This is a genomic window from Pseudomonas saponiphila (assembly GCF_900105185.1).
Lineage (GTDB): Bacteria > Pseudomonadota > Gammaproteobacteria > Pseudomonadales > Pseudomonadaceae > Aquipseudomonas > Aquipseudomonas saponiphila.
The window spans coordinates 4,615,421-4,629,361 of sequence record NZ_FNTJ01000001.1 but is presented as its reverse complement, the minus strand read 5'-3'; the positions used below and the strand labels follow the sequence as shown (position 1 = coordinate 4,629,361).

General features: G+C 62.2%; 11 protein-coding genes and 1 pseudogene. 6 read left to right on the top strand and 6 right to left on the bottom strand.

What is annotated here, in order from left to right:
* Positions 1–113: 113 nt before the first annotated feature.
* Positions 114–1,889 carry a glyoxylate carboligase gene (gene gcl / locus BLV47_RS21760; RefSeq protein ID WP_092316974.1) on the bottom strand — a complete coding sequence of 592 codons (1,776 nt, stop codon included), beginning with the start codon at positions 1,887–1,889 and terminating at the stop codon, positions 114–116.
* A 269-nt stretch (positions 1,890–2,158) separates the two neighbouring features.
* Here gcl and BLV47_RS21755 point away from each other — a divergent pair, with 269 nt between their 5' ends.
* Positions 2,159–2,599, top strand: a complete 441-nt coding sequence (locus BLV47_RS21755) for a GlcG/HbpS family heme-binding protein (protein ID WP_016968076.1) — start codon at positions 2,159–2,161, stop codon at positions 2,597–2,599.
* Between the two features lie 145 nt (positions 2,600–2,744).
* Here the strand turns inward: BLV47_RS21755 and BLV47_RS21750 are convergent, their stop codons facing one another.
* The gene (locus BLV47_RS21750; protein WP_092316971.1) at positions 2,745–3,353 is read right to left on the bottom strand and encodes a TetR/AcrR family transcriptional regulator; all 609 of its coding nucleotides are present in this window, start codon (positions 3,351–3,353) and stop codon (positions 2,745–2,747) included.
* 171 nt (positions 3,354–3,524) lie between these two features.
* Here BLV47_RS21750 and BLV47_RS21745 point away from each other — a divergent pair, with 171 nt between their 5' ends.
* On the top strand, positions 3,525–4,448 hold the full coding sequence (locus BLV47_RS21745; protein ID WP_092316968.1) for a DUF808 domain-containing protein: 924 nt from the start codon (positions 3,525–3,527) through the stop codon (positions 4,446–4,448).
* Positions 4,449–4,499: 51 nt separating this feature from the next.
* Here the strand turns inward: BLV47_RS21745 and BLV47_RS21740 are convergent, their stop codons facing one another.
* Positions 4,500–5,288 (bottom strand): MlaA family lipoprotein, encoded by a 789-nt coding sequence (locus BLV47_RS21740; protein ID WP_092316965.1) that lies wholly within the window; start codon positions 5,286–5,288, stop codon positions 4,500–4,502.
* Positions 5,281–6,578 (bottom strand): annotated as a pseudogene (locus tag BLV47_RS21735) (serine/threonine protein kinase). Before BLV47_RS21735 ends, BLV47_RS21740 begins: the two are co-directional and overlap by 8 nt.
* Positions 6,579–6,812: 234 nt before the next feature.
* Between BLV47_RS21735 and BLV47_RS21730 the strand changes: the two are divergent.
* Positions 6,813–7,178, top strand: coding sequence for a hypothetical protein (locus BLV47_RS21730; protein ID WP_092316962.1), 366 nt, complete (start codon positions 6,813–6,815; stop codon positions 7,176–7,178).
* Positions 7,179–7,227: 49 nt separating this feature from the next.
* Here BLV47_RS21730 and BLV47_RS21725 read toward each other — a convergent pair whose 3' ends face one another.
* Positions 7,228–8,781, bottom strand: a complete 1,554-nt coding sequence (locus tag BLV47_RS21725) for a glycoside hydrolase family 17 protein (protein WP_092317357.1) — start codon at positions 8,779–8,781, stop codon at positions 7,228–7,230.
* Positions 8,782–9,111: 330 nt separating this feature from the next.
* On the opposite strand from BLV47_RS21725, the gene BLV47_RS21720 reads away from it, so the two are divergent.
* The 3 genes from BLV47_RS21720 (at position 9,112) to BLV47_RS21710 (ending at position 12,120) form a co-directional block, all read left to right on the top strand.
* Positions 9,112–9,963, top strand: coding sequence for a glycine betaine ABC transporter substrate-binding protein (locus tag BLV47_RS21720; protein ID WP_092316959.1), 852 nt, complete (start codon positions 9,112–9,114; stop codon positions 9,961–9,963).
* Positions 9,964–10,153: 190 nt separating this feature from the next.
* Complete coding sequence (locus tag BLV47_RS21715; protein WP_092316957.1) at positions 10,154–10,465, top strand: DUF485 domain-containing protein; 312 nt, start codon at positions 10,154–10,156, stop codon at positions 10,463–10,465.
* Positions 10,462–12,120, top strand: coding sequence for a cation acetate symporter (locus tag BLV47_RS21710; protein ID WP_092316954.1), 1,659 nt, complete (start codon positions 10,462–10,464; stop codon positions 12,118–12,120). The genes BLV47_RS21715 and BLV47_RS21710 overlap by 4 nt, the downstream gene beginning before the upstream one ends.
* A gap of 275 nt (positions 12,121–12,395) precedes the next feature.
* Here BLV47_RS21710 and gltA read toward each other — a convergent pair whose 3' ends face one another.
* A complete protein-coding gene (gltA, locus tag BLV47_RS21705; RefSeq protein ID WP_022643101.1) occupies positions 12,396–13,685 on the bottom strand; it encodes a citrate synthase in 1,290 nt (429 codons plus the stop codon).
* Positions 13,686–13,941 lie beyond the last annotated feature (256 nt).

The following is a 13,941-nucleotide window of genomic DNA, read 5'->3' as shown; positions in this document are numbered from 1 at the left end:
GCCAAGGTGGCAGTCGGGCTACCCCGGCGACCTCTCTGGACAAGAGGGCGTGCGGGGCAATCCCGGCAGGGTTCGGTGAACCCGATGACAGCCTGTGGCAGCGGCTCCAGGGGTTAGTCGAGCAGGGAAATCGCGGTCGGGGCGTCGTTGCCCACCAGCGCCAGGTCTTCGAACTCGTTGACCGCGTTGATCTCGGTGCCCATGGAAATGTTGGTTACCCGCTCCAGGATGATCTCCACCACCACCGGCACCTTGTAGGTCTGGAGCATTTCCTGGGCCTGGCGCAGGGCCGGCTGGATGTCCTTGGGTTCGAACACCCGCAGGGCCTTGCAACCCAGGCCTTCGGCGACCGCCACGTGGTCGACGCCGTAGCCGTTGAGTTCCGGCGCGTTGAGGTTGTCGAAGGACAGCTGCACGCAGTAGTCCATGTCGAAGCCGCGCTGGGCCTGACGGATCAGCCCCAGGTAGGAGTTGTTCACCACCACATGGATGTAGGGCAGGTTGAACTGGGCGCCCACGGCCAGCTCTTCGATCATGAACTGGAAGTCGTAGTCGCCGGACAGCGCCACCACCTGGCGCTGCGGATCGGCCTTGACCACGCCCAGGGCTGCGGGAATGGTCCAGCCCAGCGGGCCGGCCTGGCCGCAGTTGATCCAGTGGCGCGGCTTGTAGACATGGAGGAACTGCGCCCCGGCAATCTGCGACAGGCCGATGGTGCTGACGTAGCAGGTGTCCTTGCCGAACACCTGGTTCATCTCTTCGTACACGCGCTGCGGCTTGACCGGCACATTGTCGAAGTGGGTCTTGCGGTGCAGGCTGGCCTTGCGCTGCTGGCAGTCGTGCAGCCATGTGCTGCGGTCCTTGAGCTTGCCGGCGGTCTGCCATTCGCGGGCCACTTCCAGGAGCACGGTCAGGGCGCTGCCGGCGTCGGAGACGATGCCCAGGTCCGGGGTGAATACCCGGCCGATCTGGGTCGGTTCGATGTCCACGTGGATGAACTTGCGGCCTTCGGTATAGACGTCCACCGAGCCGGTGTGGCGGTTGGCCCAGCGGTTGCCAATGCCCAGTACGGCGTCGGACTTGAGCAGGGTGGCGTTGCCATAGCGATGGGAGGTCTGCAGGCCGACCATGCCCACCATCTGCGGGTGATCGTCGGGGATGCTGCCCCAGCCCATCAGGGTTGGGATCACCGGAATGCCGGTCAGCTCGGCGAACTCCACCAGCAGCTCGCTGGCATCGGCGTTGATCACGCCACCGCCGGCCACCAGCAACGGACGCTCGGCCTGGTCCAGCAGGGCCAGGGCTTTCTCGGCCTGGATCCGGGTCGCGCTGGGCTTGGCCAGGGGCAGGGGCTGGTAGGCGTCGATGTCGAACTCGATTTCCGCCATCTGCACATCGAACGGCAGGTCGATCAGTACCGGACCGGGGCGGCCGGAACGCATTTCGTAGAAGGCTTTCTGGAAGGCGTAGGGCACCTGGCCCGGCTCCAGCACGGTGGTGGCCCACTTGGTCACCGGCTTGACGATGCTGGTGATGTCCACCGCCTGGAAGTCTTCCTTGTGCAGGCGGGCCCGGGGTGCCTGGCCGGTGATGCAGAGAATCGGGATCGAGTCGGCCGAGGCGCTGTACAGGCCGGTGACCATGTCGGTGCCGGCCGGGCCCGAAGTACCGATGCACACGCCGATGTTGCCGGCCTTGGTGCGGGTATAGCCCTCGGCCATGTGCGAGGCGCCTTCAACGTGGCGGGCGAGGACGTGATCGATGCCGCCGACCTTCTGCAGCGCGGAATACAGCGGGTTGATGGCGGCACCCGGGATGCCAAAAGCGGTATCGACCCCTTCGCGGCGCATCACCAGAACGGCGGCTTCGATTGCTCTCATTTTGCTCATTGTTTTGTGCCTCTTACGTTTTGTAATTGTATACAAGTGGCTTTTCGCAAAGTGTATTCACGGCGAGCGACGCAGGTCAATGGATTTTCTTGAGCTACAGTTGCTTTTGCGCAAGCCCCGATAAACCGGCGTCCATTTGTCGCACGTAGCGATTTTTGCGATTTATTGTATACAAAATACAAATTCATTGTGTTCTATTTGTCGTATCGGACTTCTCCTACAAGAAGCTTCCCTCGGGCTTTCTCAATAACAAGATAAGGACGGCACCCATGAGCGCTTTAACCTTGAAAGTCGCAGTCAACCTGGCCAATCAGGCCATCAGTGCGGGGCGCCAGATCAGTGCGGCGCCCTTGACCATCGCCGTGCTGGACGCCGGTGGACATCTGGTGACCCTGCAACGAGAGGACGGCGCCAGCCTGCTGCGTCCGCAGATCGCCATCGGCAAGGCCTGGGGCGCAATTGCCCTGGGCAAGGGATCGCGCCTGCTGGCCCTGGACGCGCAGCAGCGCCCGGCGTTCATCGGTGCGTTGAATGGCCTGGGGCAGGGCAGCGTGGTGCCGGCGCCGGGCGGGGTGCTGATTCGGGATCAGGCGGGGGCAGTGATTGGGGCGATCGGCATCAGTGGCGATACCTCGGACATCGACGAGCAATGCGCTATCAGCGCCATCGAAGCTCAGGGCCTGGCGGCGGACGCCGGCGTCAGCGCCTAGTCCTCAATCTTGCGGGCCCGGCCCTGGCCGCTGCCGAGCCCGTGGCGCCGCGAAAAGAAAGGTTCGCGGGAACTTGTCTGGCGGCTTGCGGTGCCTGCGCCCCCGTTTGCCACCCGCAGCCAGCAGGAGGGGCGACGCAGCGCCATCAACGGTCTGCTTCGCAGCCTTTGAGCACCAGGCGGATGATGGTCTGCGCCGCGGCTTCGTAGTCCTCTTCATCCAGCTTGGTCTTGCCGGTGACCACCGAGATCTGCCAGTCGAAGTCGGCGTAGGTCTGGGTTGCGGCCCAGATGCTGAACATCAGGTGGTTGGGGTCGAGCGGGGCGATCAGGCCGCGATCGATCCAGGTCTGGATGCATTCGATGTTGTGCCTGGCCTGGGCGTTGAGCTGTTCCACCTGCTCCGGGCTCAGGTGCGGCGCGCCATGCATGATTTCGCTGGCGAACACTTTGGAGGCGAATGGCAGGTCGCGGGAGATGCGGATTTTCGAGCGGATGTAGCCGCTGAGCACTTCGCTGGGCACACCGTCGGCATTGAATGGAGTGGAAGCCTGGAGAATCGGTTCGATGATGCTTTCCAGCACCTCGCGATAGAGGTTTTCCTTGGACTTGAAGTAGTAGTAGACGTTGGGTTTGGGTAATCCGGCCTTGGCGGCGATGTCGCTGGTCTTGGTCGCAGCAAAGCCCTTGTCGGCAAACTCTTCGCTGGCGGCCCGCAGGATCAGTTCTTTATTGCGCTCGCGGATGGTGCTCATAAACCGGGGGATTCCTTGCCTGTACGGGCGGTTGCGCATGGTAGCACCGGCTTTGCGAGAGGCTCAAGAATGCCGGGCAGGGCCTGCTTTCCCTGCTTGTGCGCGCTCGCTGCGCGGTTGCTGGCACGGTATGCTGCGCGCCTTGTTTTTTCATCTAGGGAAGCCTGGTCCATGGCTGGAAGCAGTTTGCTGGTATTGATCGACGACATCGCCGTGGTACTTGATGACGTGGCCTTGATGACCAAGATGGCGGCGAAGAAAACCGCCGGGGTATTGGGCGACGATCTGGCGCTCAACGCTCAGCAGGTTTCCGGGGTGCGCGCCGAGCGGGAACTCCCTGTGGTCTGGGCGGTGGCCAAGGGCTCGTTTCGCAACAAGCTGATCCTGGTGCCGGCGGCCCTGGCCATCAGTGCCCTGGCGCCCTGGCTGGTCACGCCGTTGCTGATGGTCGGTGGTGCCTATCTGTGTTTCGAAGGCTTCGAGAAGCTGGCGCACAGATACCTGCCGCATGCCGATGATGCGGTCGAGCATGAGCGGAGCCTGCACGCCCTGGCCGATCCCCAGGTGGATCTGGTGGCCTTTGAAAAGGACAAGATCAAGGGCGCGATCCGTACCGATTTCATCCTTTCCGCAGAAATCATCGCCATCACCCTGGGCACGGTGGCGGGTGCTTCCCTGAGCCAGCAGGTGGTGGTGCTGTCGGGGATTGCGATCGTCATGACCATCGGTGTCTATGGCCTGGTGGGCGGCATCGTCAAGCTGGACGACCTGGGACTGTGGTTGGCGCAGAAGCCGGGTGCCCTGGCCAGGCGCGTCGGCGGCGCCATTTTGCGGGCAGCACCATGGATGATGAAGAGCCTGTCGGTGATCGGCACGGCGGCGATGTTCATGGTCGGCGGCGGCATCCTCACCCATGGCGTGCCTGCCGTGCATCATCTGATCGAGGGGCTGGCACAGCGCAGCGCCGGGATCATCGGAGGCGCCTCGGTGATCATGCCGACCTTGCTCAATGCCGGAGCCGGAATCATCGCTGGCGCCTTGGTACTGCTGGTGGTGAGTGCGCTCGGCAAGGGCTGGCGTGCGCTGCGTGGCTGAGGTCCGAGTCAGCCGGTTGCCGCCGTTGCGGCCGACAACCGGCGCAGGAGGTTACTCGGCGATCTGCAGTTTGCGTGACTCGGTGTACACGTAGCGCACCTTTTCGTATTCGAACGGCGAGTTCAGCTGGCCATAGCGGAAGCTGGTCTGGTAGCGCTTGTCGATCCCGCGCAGGGCCCAGATTTCCGGGTGATTGCTGCTGACTTCCGAGACGTTGAGAAAGTTGATCGCCGATTCGGCGGTGTAGTCCACCGCCAGCCCCGCGGTGTCCCGCAGGTTCGATGGGCCAAGGATCGGCAGCACCAGATAGGCTCCGGCGGGCACGCCATAGAAGCCCAGGGTCTGGCCGAAATCTTCGGTTTTTCGCGGCAGGCCCATCTTGGTCGCCGGGTCCCACAGCCCGGCAACGCCGATGGTGGTGTTGAGCAGCAGGCGCGCGGTGGTTTCCATCGAGCGCTGGCCCTTGAACTGCAACAGGCTGTTGACCAGGTTCGGCACGTCACCGAGGTTGTTGAAGAAGTTGCTCACTCCGCTGCGCAGGAAGCCCGGTGTCACGTAGCGGTAGCCGTCCACCACCGGCAGGAATACCCACTGGTCGAAGCGGTAGTTGAAGTGGTAGACCCGACGGTTCCAGGACTCCAGTGGGTCATAGATGTTCAGGGCGTTGAGGGTCGAGCGCTCGAACTCGCGCTGGTCCAGCCCGGGGTTGAACTTGAGTTTCTTCAGCGGCTCGGTGAAGCCGTCCGGATCGGGCGTGACCGGGGTGTTGGCCTTGCTGTTGTCGGCTTGGGCATAGCCTGTGCAGAGCAACGCAGCGATAAGCAGGAGATGTTTAGCCACGGAAGAACTCCAGCATGGCGTCGCTGTTGACGCGGTAGTTGAGGTTGCCGCAGTGGCCGCCATGGGGGTAGACGGTCAGGCGGTCGCCAAAGGTCTTGCGCAGGAAGCCCAGGTCGCCAGGGCCGAGGATCACGTCGTCGGCGTTGTGCATCACGGCAATCTTCGGGCTGGCCTTGAGGTAGTCCTGCAGGGCGTAGAGGCTCACCTGGTCGATCAGTTGCAGCAGGCTGCCGCCGTCGGTACGGGCGCGCCACATGGGGATCACTTGTTCGGTCAGGTAGCAGTCGAAGTCGCACTGCAGGGCGCGCTTGAGAAACGGCGTGAGGCTGGTGCCTTCGCGGATCGGGTACTTGGGCGGGGTGATCAGGCCGCGGCGGTTGATCAGGTCCGAGGTGAAGGCGATGTCCGCCGCCGAGAAGCGGAAGGAGGTGCCGATCAGCATCGCCATCTGCTCGTTGCTCAGGTGCTGCTTGGACTGCTGGAAGTCATAGAGCAGGGCGTCGTTGAGGTCGATATAGCCTTTCTGCTGGAAATAGCGGGTCAGCTTGCCCAGCACCAGTTCATAGAAGGTGGTGCTGTTGTTGATGCCCTTGACCTCGGTCTGCACCAGCTTGTCGAGGTTGGTGATCGAGGTGTAGAGGTTGACCGGCGGGTTGAGCAGCAGGACTTTCTTGAAGTTGAAGCTGCGCCGAGTCTCGTCCAGCTTGCTGACGAACGCCGCGTCCAGGGCGCCGAGGCTGTAGCCGGTGAGGTAGAACTCGCTGATCGGCAGCTTGGGGTGCTGGGCGCGCACGGCCTGCATGACCCGGTACATGTCTTCGGCATCTTCCTGGGTCACCCCGGGGTGGCGAAGCGCGAGGCAGCGCTGATGAAGTCGAAACTGGTGGGCGAGGACAACTGCACCACGTGGTAGCCGGCCTTGTAGTAGAGCTTCTTCAGGTATTCGTTGAGGCTGCTGTCATAGCGCGCCCCGGTGCCGGCGATCAGGAAGATCAGCGGGGCGGCGTGATCCTGGGTGGCGATGCGGTAGGTGAGTTTCTTCACCGCCCAGAAGTTGTCCGGGAGGATGAACTCGCGTTCCGGGCGCAGGGTCAGGCTGTGGTCCGACTGATGGATGTCGTCGCTTGCGGGCAGCTCCGGGCGCAACTCCGGCGGAGTGGTGGCGATGGTGGCTTCGAACGGGTTGGTCAGCGGGTAGCCATAGCTGGCCGGGTCGACATCGACCGCCAGCGCGGACGCACTCAGGATAAGGCCGCCAAGCAGGGCAGCGAAGCGCAAGGAACGAAGCATGACTGTATCCCTAGAAGGAAGGTACCGAATGAGGTTTGCAGGCTATGACCACCGCGCTGCTGCCGAAGTGCCATGGGGTGGCACAAATATCCCCTGCCGCAGGCGTGTCGAAGGTTGCTGGTAGGCGGACGATACACGTTGCCAGCATTTGCTGAACAGTTATCTGTGCGTCGCCCTTGTCAAGCGTTGGTGGAGGATTATGCTGGGCGCCGTTTTGATTGTTCGGAGTGTTCCATGTCTCGTCGCTTGCCCGTGATTGTGCTGCTCATCGTCCTGCCGTTGTGGCTGGCCGCCAGTTATGGCTTGCGCTACGGCTTTATGGAGGATGCGAGCTGGGTGGGTGCCTGTGTCGATGAGGCTGGGCGCTGGGAATGTTCGCTGCGTTCCAGCCTGGGCTGGATGATCCACTTCAAGGTGCTGGGCTGGAGCGCCGTGGGCACCGCGCTACTGGCCTTTGTGCTGCCAGGGCGCAGCGGCTGGTGGCTGGCGGTGCTGGCCTTGCTGGCCGGCATTCCGGCATTGGCGTTGTACAACACCACCCTGGCGGTGTTCGCGGTGGTGATTGGCGCTTTGCGTCTGGTGCGGGCTGCGCGCCCCTGAAGTAGCGGCCGCGGGCGCAATCCAGGTCGCCCGCGGCACGGTTCAAGGGTCAGGCGAGACGGGCCCTGAGGCTGCGCCACAGCGCGGCCACCATCAGCAGGCTGACCAGGGCCCAGCCCCAGGCCTGCTGGTTGGCCAAGCCTTCCTGGTACAGCTGGGGAGCGATGCCGGCACCCAGGATGAAGGTCAGCAGGGCAATCTCGCGGCGCGCTACGCGGACTGGGCGGCACAGGTAGACCAGCGCCGGCAGCACCAGGGCCGCGCTGGGGAAGCTGCGGTAGCGAGGGTCGAACACCAGTTCCAGCATCATCACCGCAGCGGCGAAGCCCGCTGCCGCCAGGAGCCAGCCGGCGCGTTGTTCCAGGGCGTTGAAGGCTCGTTGGCGCCAGCCTTGGCGAGGGCTCAGCGTCAGTGCCGCGTGGCTCAGAACCAGCAGGTTCAGGCCCAGCAGCAGGGCGGCCCACAGCCATTCACCGGTGAAGCGGCTGGTGACTCGGGCCAGCTCGGCCCAGGTGCCGATGGCGCAGGCCGCCAGCGCCCCCAGTAGCGGCAGCAGCAGGGCCGCGCGCCGGGTCCGGACCGGTCCGCCCAGCACCAGGGTGCCGAGGAAGATCACAGCGCCCACGCCCAGCCACAGCGGCCAGTAAGGCAGGTTGGAAACCGGGCCGGCGAGGATGCCCTTGTCCTGGCGATCGGCGTCGAACAGTCCCCAGTAGCCGCCCACCGCACCTTCGCTGGCGCGTTTCCAGGGTTGGTCGAAGGCTTCGATCAGGTTGTAGTGCCAGCCATTGTGTTCTGCCAGGGCGACGAAGCCGCGAATGAACTTGGCTTCGTTGACCCGGCTCGGCAATGCGGTTTCGCGCTGGCGGCCTTCGCTGGGCCATCCGGTTTCACCGATCAGCACGTCCTTGGGGGCGAAACGGTTGCCGAACACCTGGCGCACTTCGGCCACGTGGTTGAGGGCGGCGTCGATGTTCGACGGATCGTCTTCCCAATAGGGCAGCAGATGGATGGTGAGGAAGTCCACCGCCGGGGCGATTTCCGGGTGCTTGAGCCAGAACTCCCAGACATCGGCGTAGGTCACCGGCTGCTTGACCCCAGCCTTGACCTTGAGAATCAGCCGCGCCAGTTGTGCGCCGGTGACTTCCTTGCGCAGCAGGGCTTCGTTGCCGACGATCACCGCGCTGACCACATCCGGGTTGGCGTTGGCCGAGGCGATCAGCAGGTCGACTTCTTTTTCGGTGTCCACCGGGTTGCTGTTGACCCAGGCGCCGATCATCAGCTTCAGGCCGTGCTTGCGCGCCAGTTCCGGCAGGGCCTCGAGGCCGGTCATGGAGTAGGTGCGGATGCATTCGAACCGTGTGGCCAGCAGCGCCAGGTCGGCATCCATGCGCTCGGGGCGCAGTGCGAACGGCTGGTCGAAGGGCGACTGATCCTTGTCGAACGGCGTGTAGGACGCACATTGCAGTTTGTGGCTGGCGCTGGCGACGTCGGGCAGGTGGACTGGCTGGCCGAGGCCGTACCAGTAGCCACAAAGGGCCAGCAGGCCGATCAGGCAGGCAAACAGATAAGCAGGGACGGGGAGGCGGGCGGAGGCGGGCATGGTCAGGCCGTAGCAGAACAAAGCCCGGCATCTTACCCGTATTTGTCCGGGGCTTGGTGGTCGGCATGCGCTTGCCATGCAAAGTTCGGGCGGGCCCGTGGCATGGGATCGGCGGTGGGCTGGTTAATGGCTATCTGATGTCGTTGCTGGTTGCCTTGAGGTCGCAGACAGAGCAGGTCGCGGGCCAGGGCGGGTTGATGATCGAAGCATCAGTACTCCGCTGATGATCGAACGCGTTCGCGGTGAGGCGTGATGGGGGCGCTGTGCACCATAACCATACGTTGACGTGCCCGGCAGCCGCCTGGCACTGCACTATTCGGGGAAGTAACGATGAAGATGCGACGACTCTTAGGCGCAGGTGCCGCACTGGTACTTGCCATCAGCTCCACTTTCGCCAGTGCCGACAGCAAGACCCTGAGCATCGGCTATGTCGACGGCTGGTCCGACAGCGTGGCGACCACCTATGTGGCTGCGGAGGTGATCAGGCAGAAGCTCGGTTATGACGTCAAGCTGCAAGCGGTGGCGACCGGGATCATGTGGCAGGGCGTTGCCACCGGCAAGCTCGACGCCATGCTCTCGGCCTGGTTGCCGGTGACTCACGGCGAGTACTGGAGCAAGAACAAGGACAAGGTGGTGGACTATGGCCCCAACTTCAAGGACGCCAAGATCGGTCTGATCGTGCCCGAGTACGTCAAGGCCAAGACCATCGACGACCTCAAGACCGACACCAGCTTCAAGAACAAGATCGTTGGCATCGACGCCGGGTCCGGGGTGATGCTCAAGACTGATCAGGCAATCAAGGATTACGGCCTGGACTACAAGCTGCAGGCCAGTTCCGGTGCGGCGATGATCGCCGAGCTGACCCGGGCCGAGGAAAAGCAGGAGTCGATCGCCGTGACGGGCTGGGTGCCGCATTGGATGTTCGCCAAGTGGAAGCTGCGTTTCCTCGAGGACCCGAAAGGCGTTTACGGTGCTGCTGAAACCGTCAACAGCATCGGCAGCAAGGGCCTGGAGAAGAAGGCGCCGGAAGTGGCGGCGTTCCTGAAGAAATTCCAGTGGGCGTCCAAGGACGAAATCGGTGAGGTCATGTTGGCCATTCAGGACGGTGCAAAACCGGATGTAGCGGCCAAGGACTGGGTTGGCAAGCACCCGGAACGGGTTGCCGAGTGGACGGCTAAATAGTTTCCAGGCGTCTAGATCGAGGGTCCCGGGGCCGCCCGCTGTTATCAGCGGGCGGCCCTTGTTTTTTTCGCGGGGAAAGTTGGCGAGCTGGCTAATGTCGTTCTAATACTAAGGTCGTCTGGAACCTGCCTCATAGCCGCATAGAGTGGATTGGGTTCTACCTAAAATCTGTGCTGCGAGGATAAAAACAATGAACGACAGCATTTACCTCTCGATTCAAAACAGCCCGCGTTTCAAGGAGCTGGTCAGCAAGCGAGAGCGGTTCGCCTGGATTCTCTCGGCGATCATGCTTGGGCTTTACTCGGGCTTCATCCTGTTGATCGCCTACGGGCCCCAGGTCCTGGGCGCCAAACTCAGCCCAACGTCATCCATCACCTGGGGGATTCCCATTGGTGTCGGCTTGATTGTCTCGGCCTTCGTCCTGACGGCCATCTATGTGCGACGCGCCAACGGTGAGTTCGACGAGCTGAACAACGCGATCCTGAAGGAGGCTCAGCAATGATCCGACGTCTATTCGCAGCACTCGGTCTTGCCGCTTTCGCTCCCGCCCTCTGGGCTGCAGACGCTTTGACAGGCGAAGTCCACAAGCAACCCCTCAACATCTCGGCGATCGCGATGTTCGTGATCTTCGTCGGCGCCACGCTGTGCATCACTTACTGGGCCTCCAAGCGCAACAAGTCGGCTGCCGACTATTACGCCGCCGGCGGCAAGATAACCGGCTTCCAGAACGGCCTGGCGATTGCCGGTGACTACATGTCCGCGGCGTCCTTCCTGGGGATTTCCGCCCTGGTGTTCACTTCCGGCTATGACGGCCTGATCTACTCCATCGGCTTCCTGGTGGGCTGGCCGATCATTCTGTTCCTGATCGCCGAGCGCCTGCGCAACCTGGGCAAGTACACCTTTGCCGACGTGGCGTCCTATCGTCTTGGGCAGACCCAGATCCGAACCCTGTCGGCCTGCGGCTCGCTGGTGGTGGTGGCGTTCTACCTGATTGCGCAGATGGTCGGTGCCGGCAAGCTGATCCAGCTGCTGTTCGGCCTCGATTACCACGTGGCGGTGATCCTGGTGGGGATCCTGATGTGCCTGTATGTGCTGTTCGGCGGCATGCTGGCCACTACTTGGGTGCAGATCATCAAGGCCGTGCTGCTGCTGTCCGGCGCGTCCTTCATGGCGCTGATGGTGATGAAGCACGTCAACTTCGACTTCAACACTCTGTTCTCCGAGGCGGTCAAGGTTCACCCCAAAGGTGAGGCGATCATGAGCCCTGGCGGACTGGTGAAGGATCCGATCTCGGCGTTCTCCCTGGGCCTGGCGCTGATGTTCGGTACCGCCGGCCTGCCACACATCCTGATGCGCTTCTTCACCGTCAGCGATGCCAAGGAAGCGCGCAAGAGCGTGCTCTACGCCACCGGCTTCATCGGCTACTTCTACATCCTGACCTTCATCATCGGTTTTGGCGCGATCTTGCTGGTGAGCACCAATCCGGCTTTCAAGGATGCGGCTGGAGCCTTGCTCGGCGGTAACAACATGGCGGCGGTGCACCTGGCCAATGCGGTGGGTGGCAGTGTGTTCCTCGGCTTTATCTCGGCAGTGGCCTTCGCCACCATCCTGGCGGTTGTGGCAGGTCTGACCCTGGCCGGTGCCTCGGCGGTGTCCCACGACCTGTATGCCAGCGTGATCAAGAAGGGCAAGGCCAACGAGAAGGATGAGATCCGCGTTTCCAAGATCACTACCGTGGCCTTGGGCGTGCTGGCCATCGGTCTGGGTATTCTTTTTGAAAGCCAGAACATTGCGTTCATGGTGGGCCTGGCGTTCTCCATTGCTGCCAGTTGCAACTTCCCGGTGCTGCTGCTTTCCATGTACTGGAAGAAACTCACCACCCGCGGCGCCATGGTTGGCGGCTGGCTGGGCCTGGTCAGTGCGGTGGCGCTGATGGTCCTTGGGCCAACCATCTGGGTGCAGATCCTGCATCACGAGAAGGCGATCTTCCCGTATGAGTACCCGGCGCTGTTCTCGATGATCATCGCCTTCATCGGTATCTGGTTCTTCTCCATCACTGACAAATCGGCTTCGGCGGCCAATGAGCGGGCGCTGTTCTTCCCGCAGTTCGTGCGTTCGCAGACCGGTCTGGGTGCCAGTGGGGCGGTGTCGCACTAAGCCAGCGGGTTGTATCGGCTTCTATATAGAGGCTGCGTAATAGCGAAATGCCTCGATCGAGATATCGGGGCATTTTTGTGTCCGCTCGCTCTGCCCGGATCCCCCGACTGCAGGCGCAGGGACGTAGGGCCTGGCTTGCCAGCGAAAGTGCATTTGAGGCGCGGGGCTTTGCCGGCAGGTCGGCGCTTGCGGGAGGAGGAGGGCAGAAACAAATACGACCTCTGTTAGAGGCCGTATCCGGTGCAGCTAAGACGTGTGCGCAAGGCGGGTCGGTCTTATTTGCGGTCTTCCAGTTTGGTGATGTCGCGCGACTCGTAGCCGGTGTACAGCTGGCGTGGACGGCCGATTTTGTATGGGCTGGAGAGCATTTCCTTCCAGTGGGAGATCCAGCCGACGGTCCGCGCCAGGGCGAAGATCACGGTGAACATGCTGGTTGGAATGCCGATCGCCTTGAGGATGATCCCCGAGTAGAAGTCGACGTTCGGGTACAGCGAGCGTTCGATGAAGTACGGATCGGTCAGGGCGATCTCTTCCAGGCGCATGGCCAGTTCGAGCTGCGGATCGTTGTTGATGCCCAGTTCCTTGAGAACTTCGTCGCAGGTCTGCTTCATCACGGTGGCGCGCGGGTCGCGGTTTTTATACACGCGGTGACCGAAGCCCATGAGCTTGAACGGATCGTTCTTGTCCTTGGCCTTGGCGATGAACTTGTCGATGTTCGAGACATCGCCAATTTCGTCGAGCATGGTCAGCACGGCTTCGTTGGCGCCGCCGTGGGCAGGGCCCCAGAGCGCAGCGATACCGGCAGCGATACAGGCGAACGGGTTGGCGCCCGAAGAGCCCGCCAGGCGCACGGTGGAGGTCGAGGCGTTCTGTTCGTGGTCGGCGTGGAGGATGAAGATCCGGTCCATTGCCTTGGCCAGTACCGGGCTGATCGGTTTGATCTCGCACGGTGTGTTGAACATCATGTGCAGGAAGTTTTCCGCGTACGACAGGTCGTTGCGCGGGTACATCATCGGCTGGCCCATGGAGTACTTGTAAACCATCGCTGCCAGGGTCGGCATCTTGGCCACCAGGCGCACGGCGGAGATCTCGCGGTGCTGCGGGTTATTGATGTCCAGGGAGTCGTGGTAGAACGCCGACAGGGCGCCGACTACGCCGCACATCACCGCCATTGGGTGAGCGTCGCGACGGAAGCCGTTGAAGAAGCTCTTCAGCTGTTCGTGAACCATGGTGTGGTTCTTCACGGTGCTGACGAACTGTGCCTTCTGCTCGGCATTCGGCAGTTCGCCGTTGAGCAGCAGGTAGCAGGTTTCCAGGTAGTCCGACTTTTCAGCCAGTTGTTCGATCGGGTAGCCGCGATGCAGCAGGATACCCTGGTCGCCGTCGATATAGGTGATCTTCGATTCGCAGGATGCGGTCGACATGAAACCCGGGTCAAAAGTGAAGCGGCCCGTGGCTGTCAGACCCCGAACATCGATTACATCGGGACCAACGGTGCCGGTTAAAATGGGCAGCTCGACGGGGGCTGCGCCCTCGATGATCAACTGCGCTTTTTTGTCAGCCATGTGGCCTCCTATTTATGCTTGAAATCATCAGACAGACCCCCCACGCAGGGCCCGCACCACTATAGTGAGATAAATCTGAATGTCAATTTGCCTAAAGTCTTGTCCCAGAAGGCTTTGGGGCCGATTTTTTAGCGAAATTCAGCGCCATTTACGCCTTTTATATAGCTAACGCAATCAGCTATTAGGGGAAGGCGTTTGCGTTGTCATTAGTAGCCTAACTGTCTATACTCGGCCACCGACCTCCGTAGGCTTCCGG

Excerpts from the sequence above, each read along its gene's own strand:
- BLV47_RS21725 (WP_092317357.1), bottom strand. The coding sequence starts at position 8,781 with ATGCCCGCCTCCGCCCGCCTCCCCGTCCCTGCTTATCTGTTTGCCTGC.
- gcl (WP_092316974.1), bottom strand. The coding sequence starts at position 1,889 with ATGAGCAAAATGAGAGCAATCGAAGCCGCCGTTCTGGTGATGCGCCGC.
- BLV47_RS21710 (WP_092316954.1), top strand. The coding sequence starts at position 10,462 with ATGATCCGACGTCTATTCGCAGCACTCGGTCTTGCCGCTTTCGCTCCC.
- BLV47_RS21720 (WP_092316959.1), top strand. The coding sequence starts at position 9,112 with ATGAAGATGCGACGACTCTTAGGCGCAGGTGCCGCACTGGTACTTGCC.
- gltA (WP_022643101.1), bottom strand. The coding sequence starts at position 13,685 with ATGGCTGACAAAAAAGCGCAGTTGATCATCGAGGGCGCAGCCCCCGTC.
- BLV47_RS21750 (WP_092316971.1), bottom strand. The coding sequence starts at position 3,353 with ATGAGCACCATCCGCGAGCGCAATAAAGAACTGATCCTGCGGGCCGCC.
- BLV47_RS21745 (WP_092316968.1), top strand. The coding sequence starts at position 3,525 with ATGGCTGGAAGCAGTTTGCTGGTATTGATCGACGACATCGCCGTGGTA.
- BLV47_RS21755 (WP_016968076.1), top strand. The coding sequence starts at position 2,159 with ATGAGCGCTTTAACCTTGAAAGTCGCAGTCAACCTGGCCAATCAGGCC.
- BLV47_RS21715 (WP_092316957.1), top strand. The coding sequence starts at position 10,154 with ATGAACGACAGCATTTACCTCTCGATTCAAAACAGCCCGCGTTTCAAG.
- BLV47_RS21730 (WP_092316962.1), top strand. The coding sequence starts at position 6,813 with ATGTCTCGTCGCTTGCCCGTGATTGTGCTGCTCATCGTCCTGCCGTTG.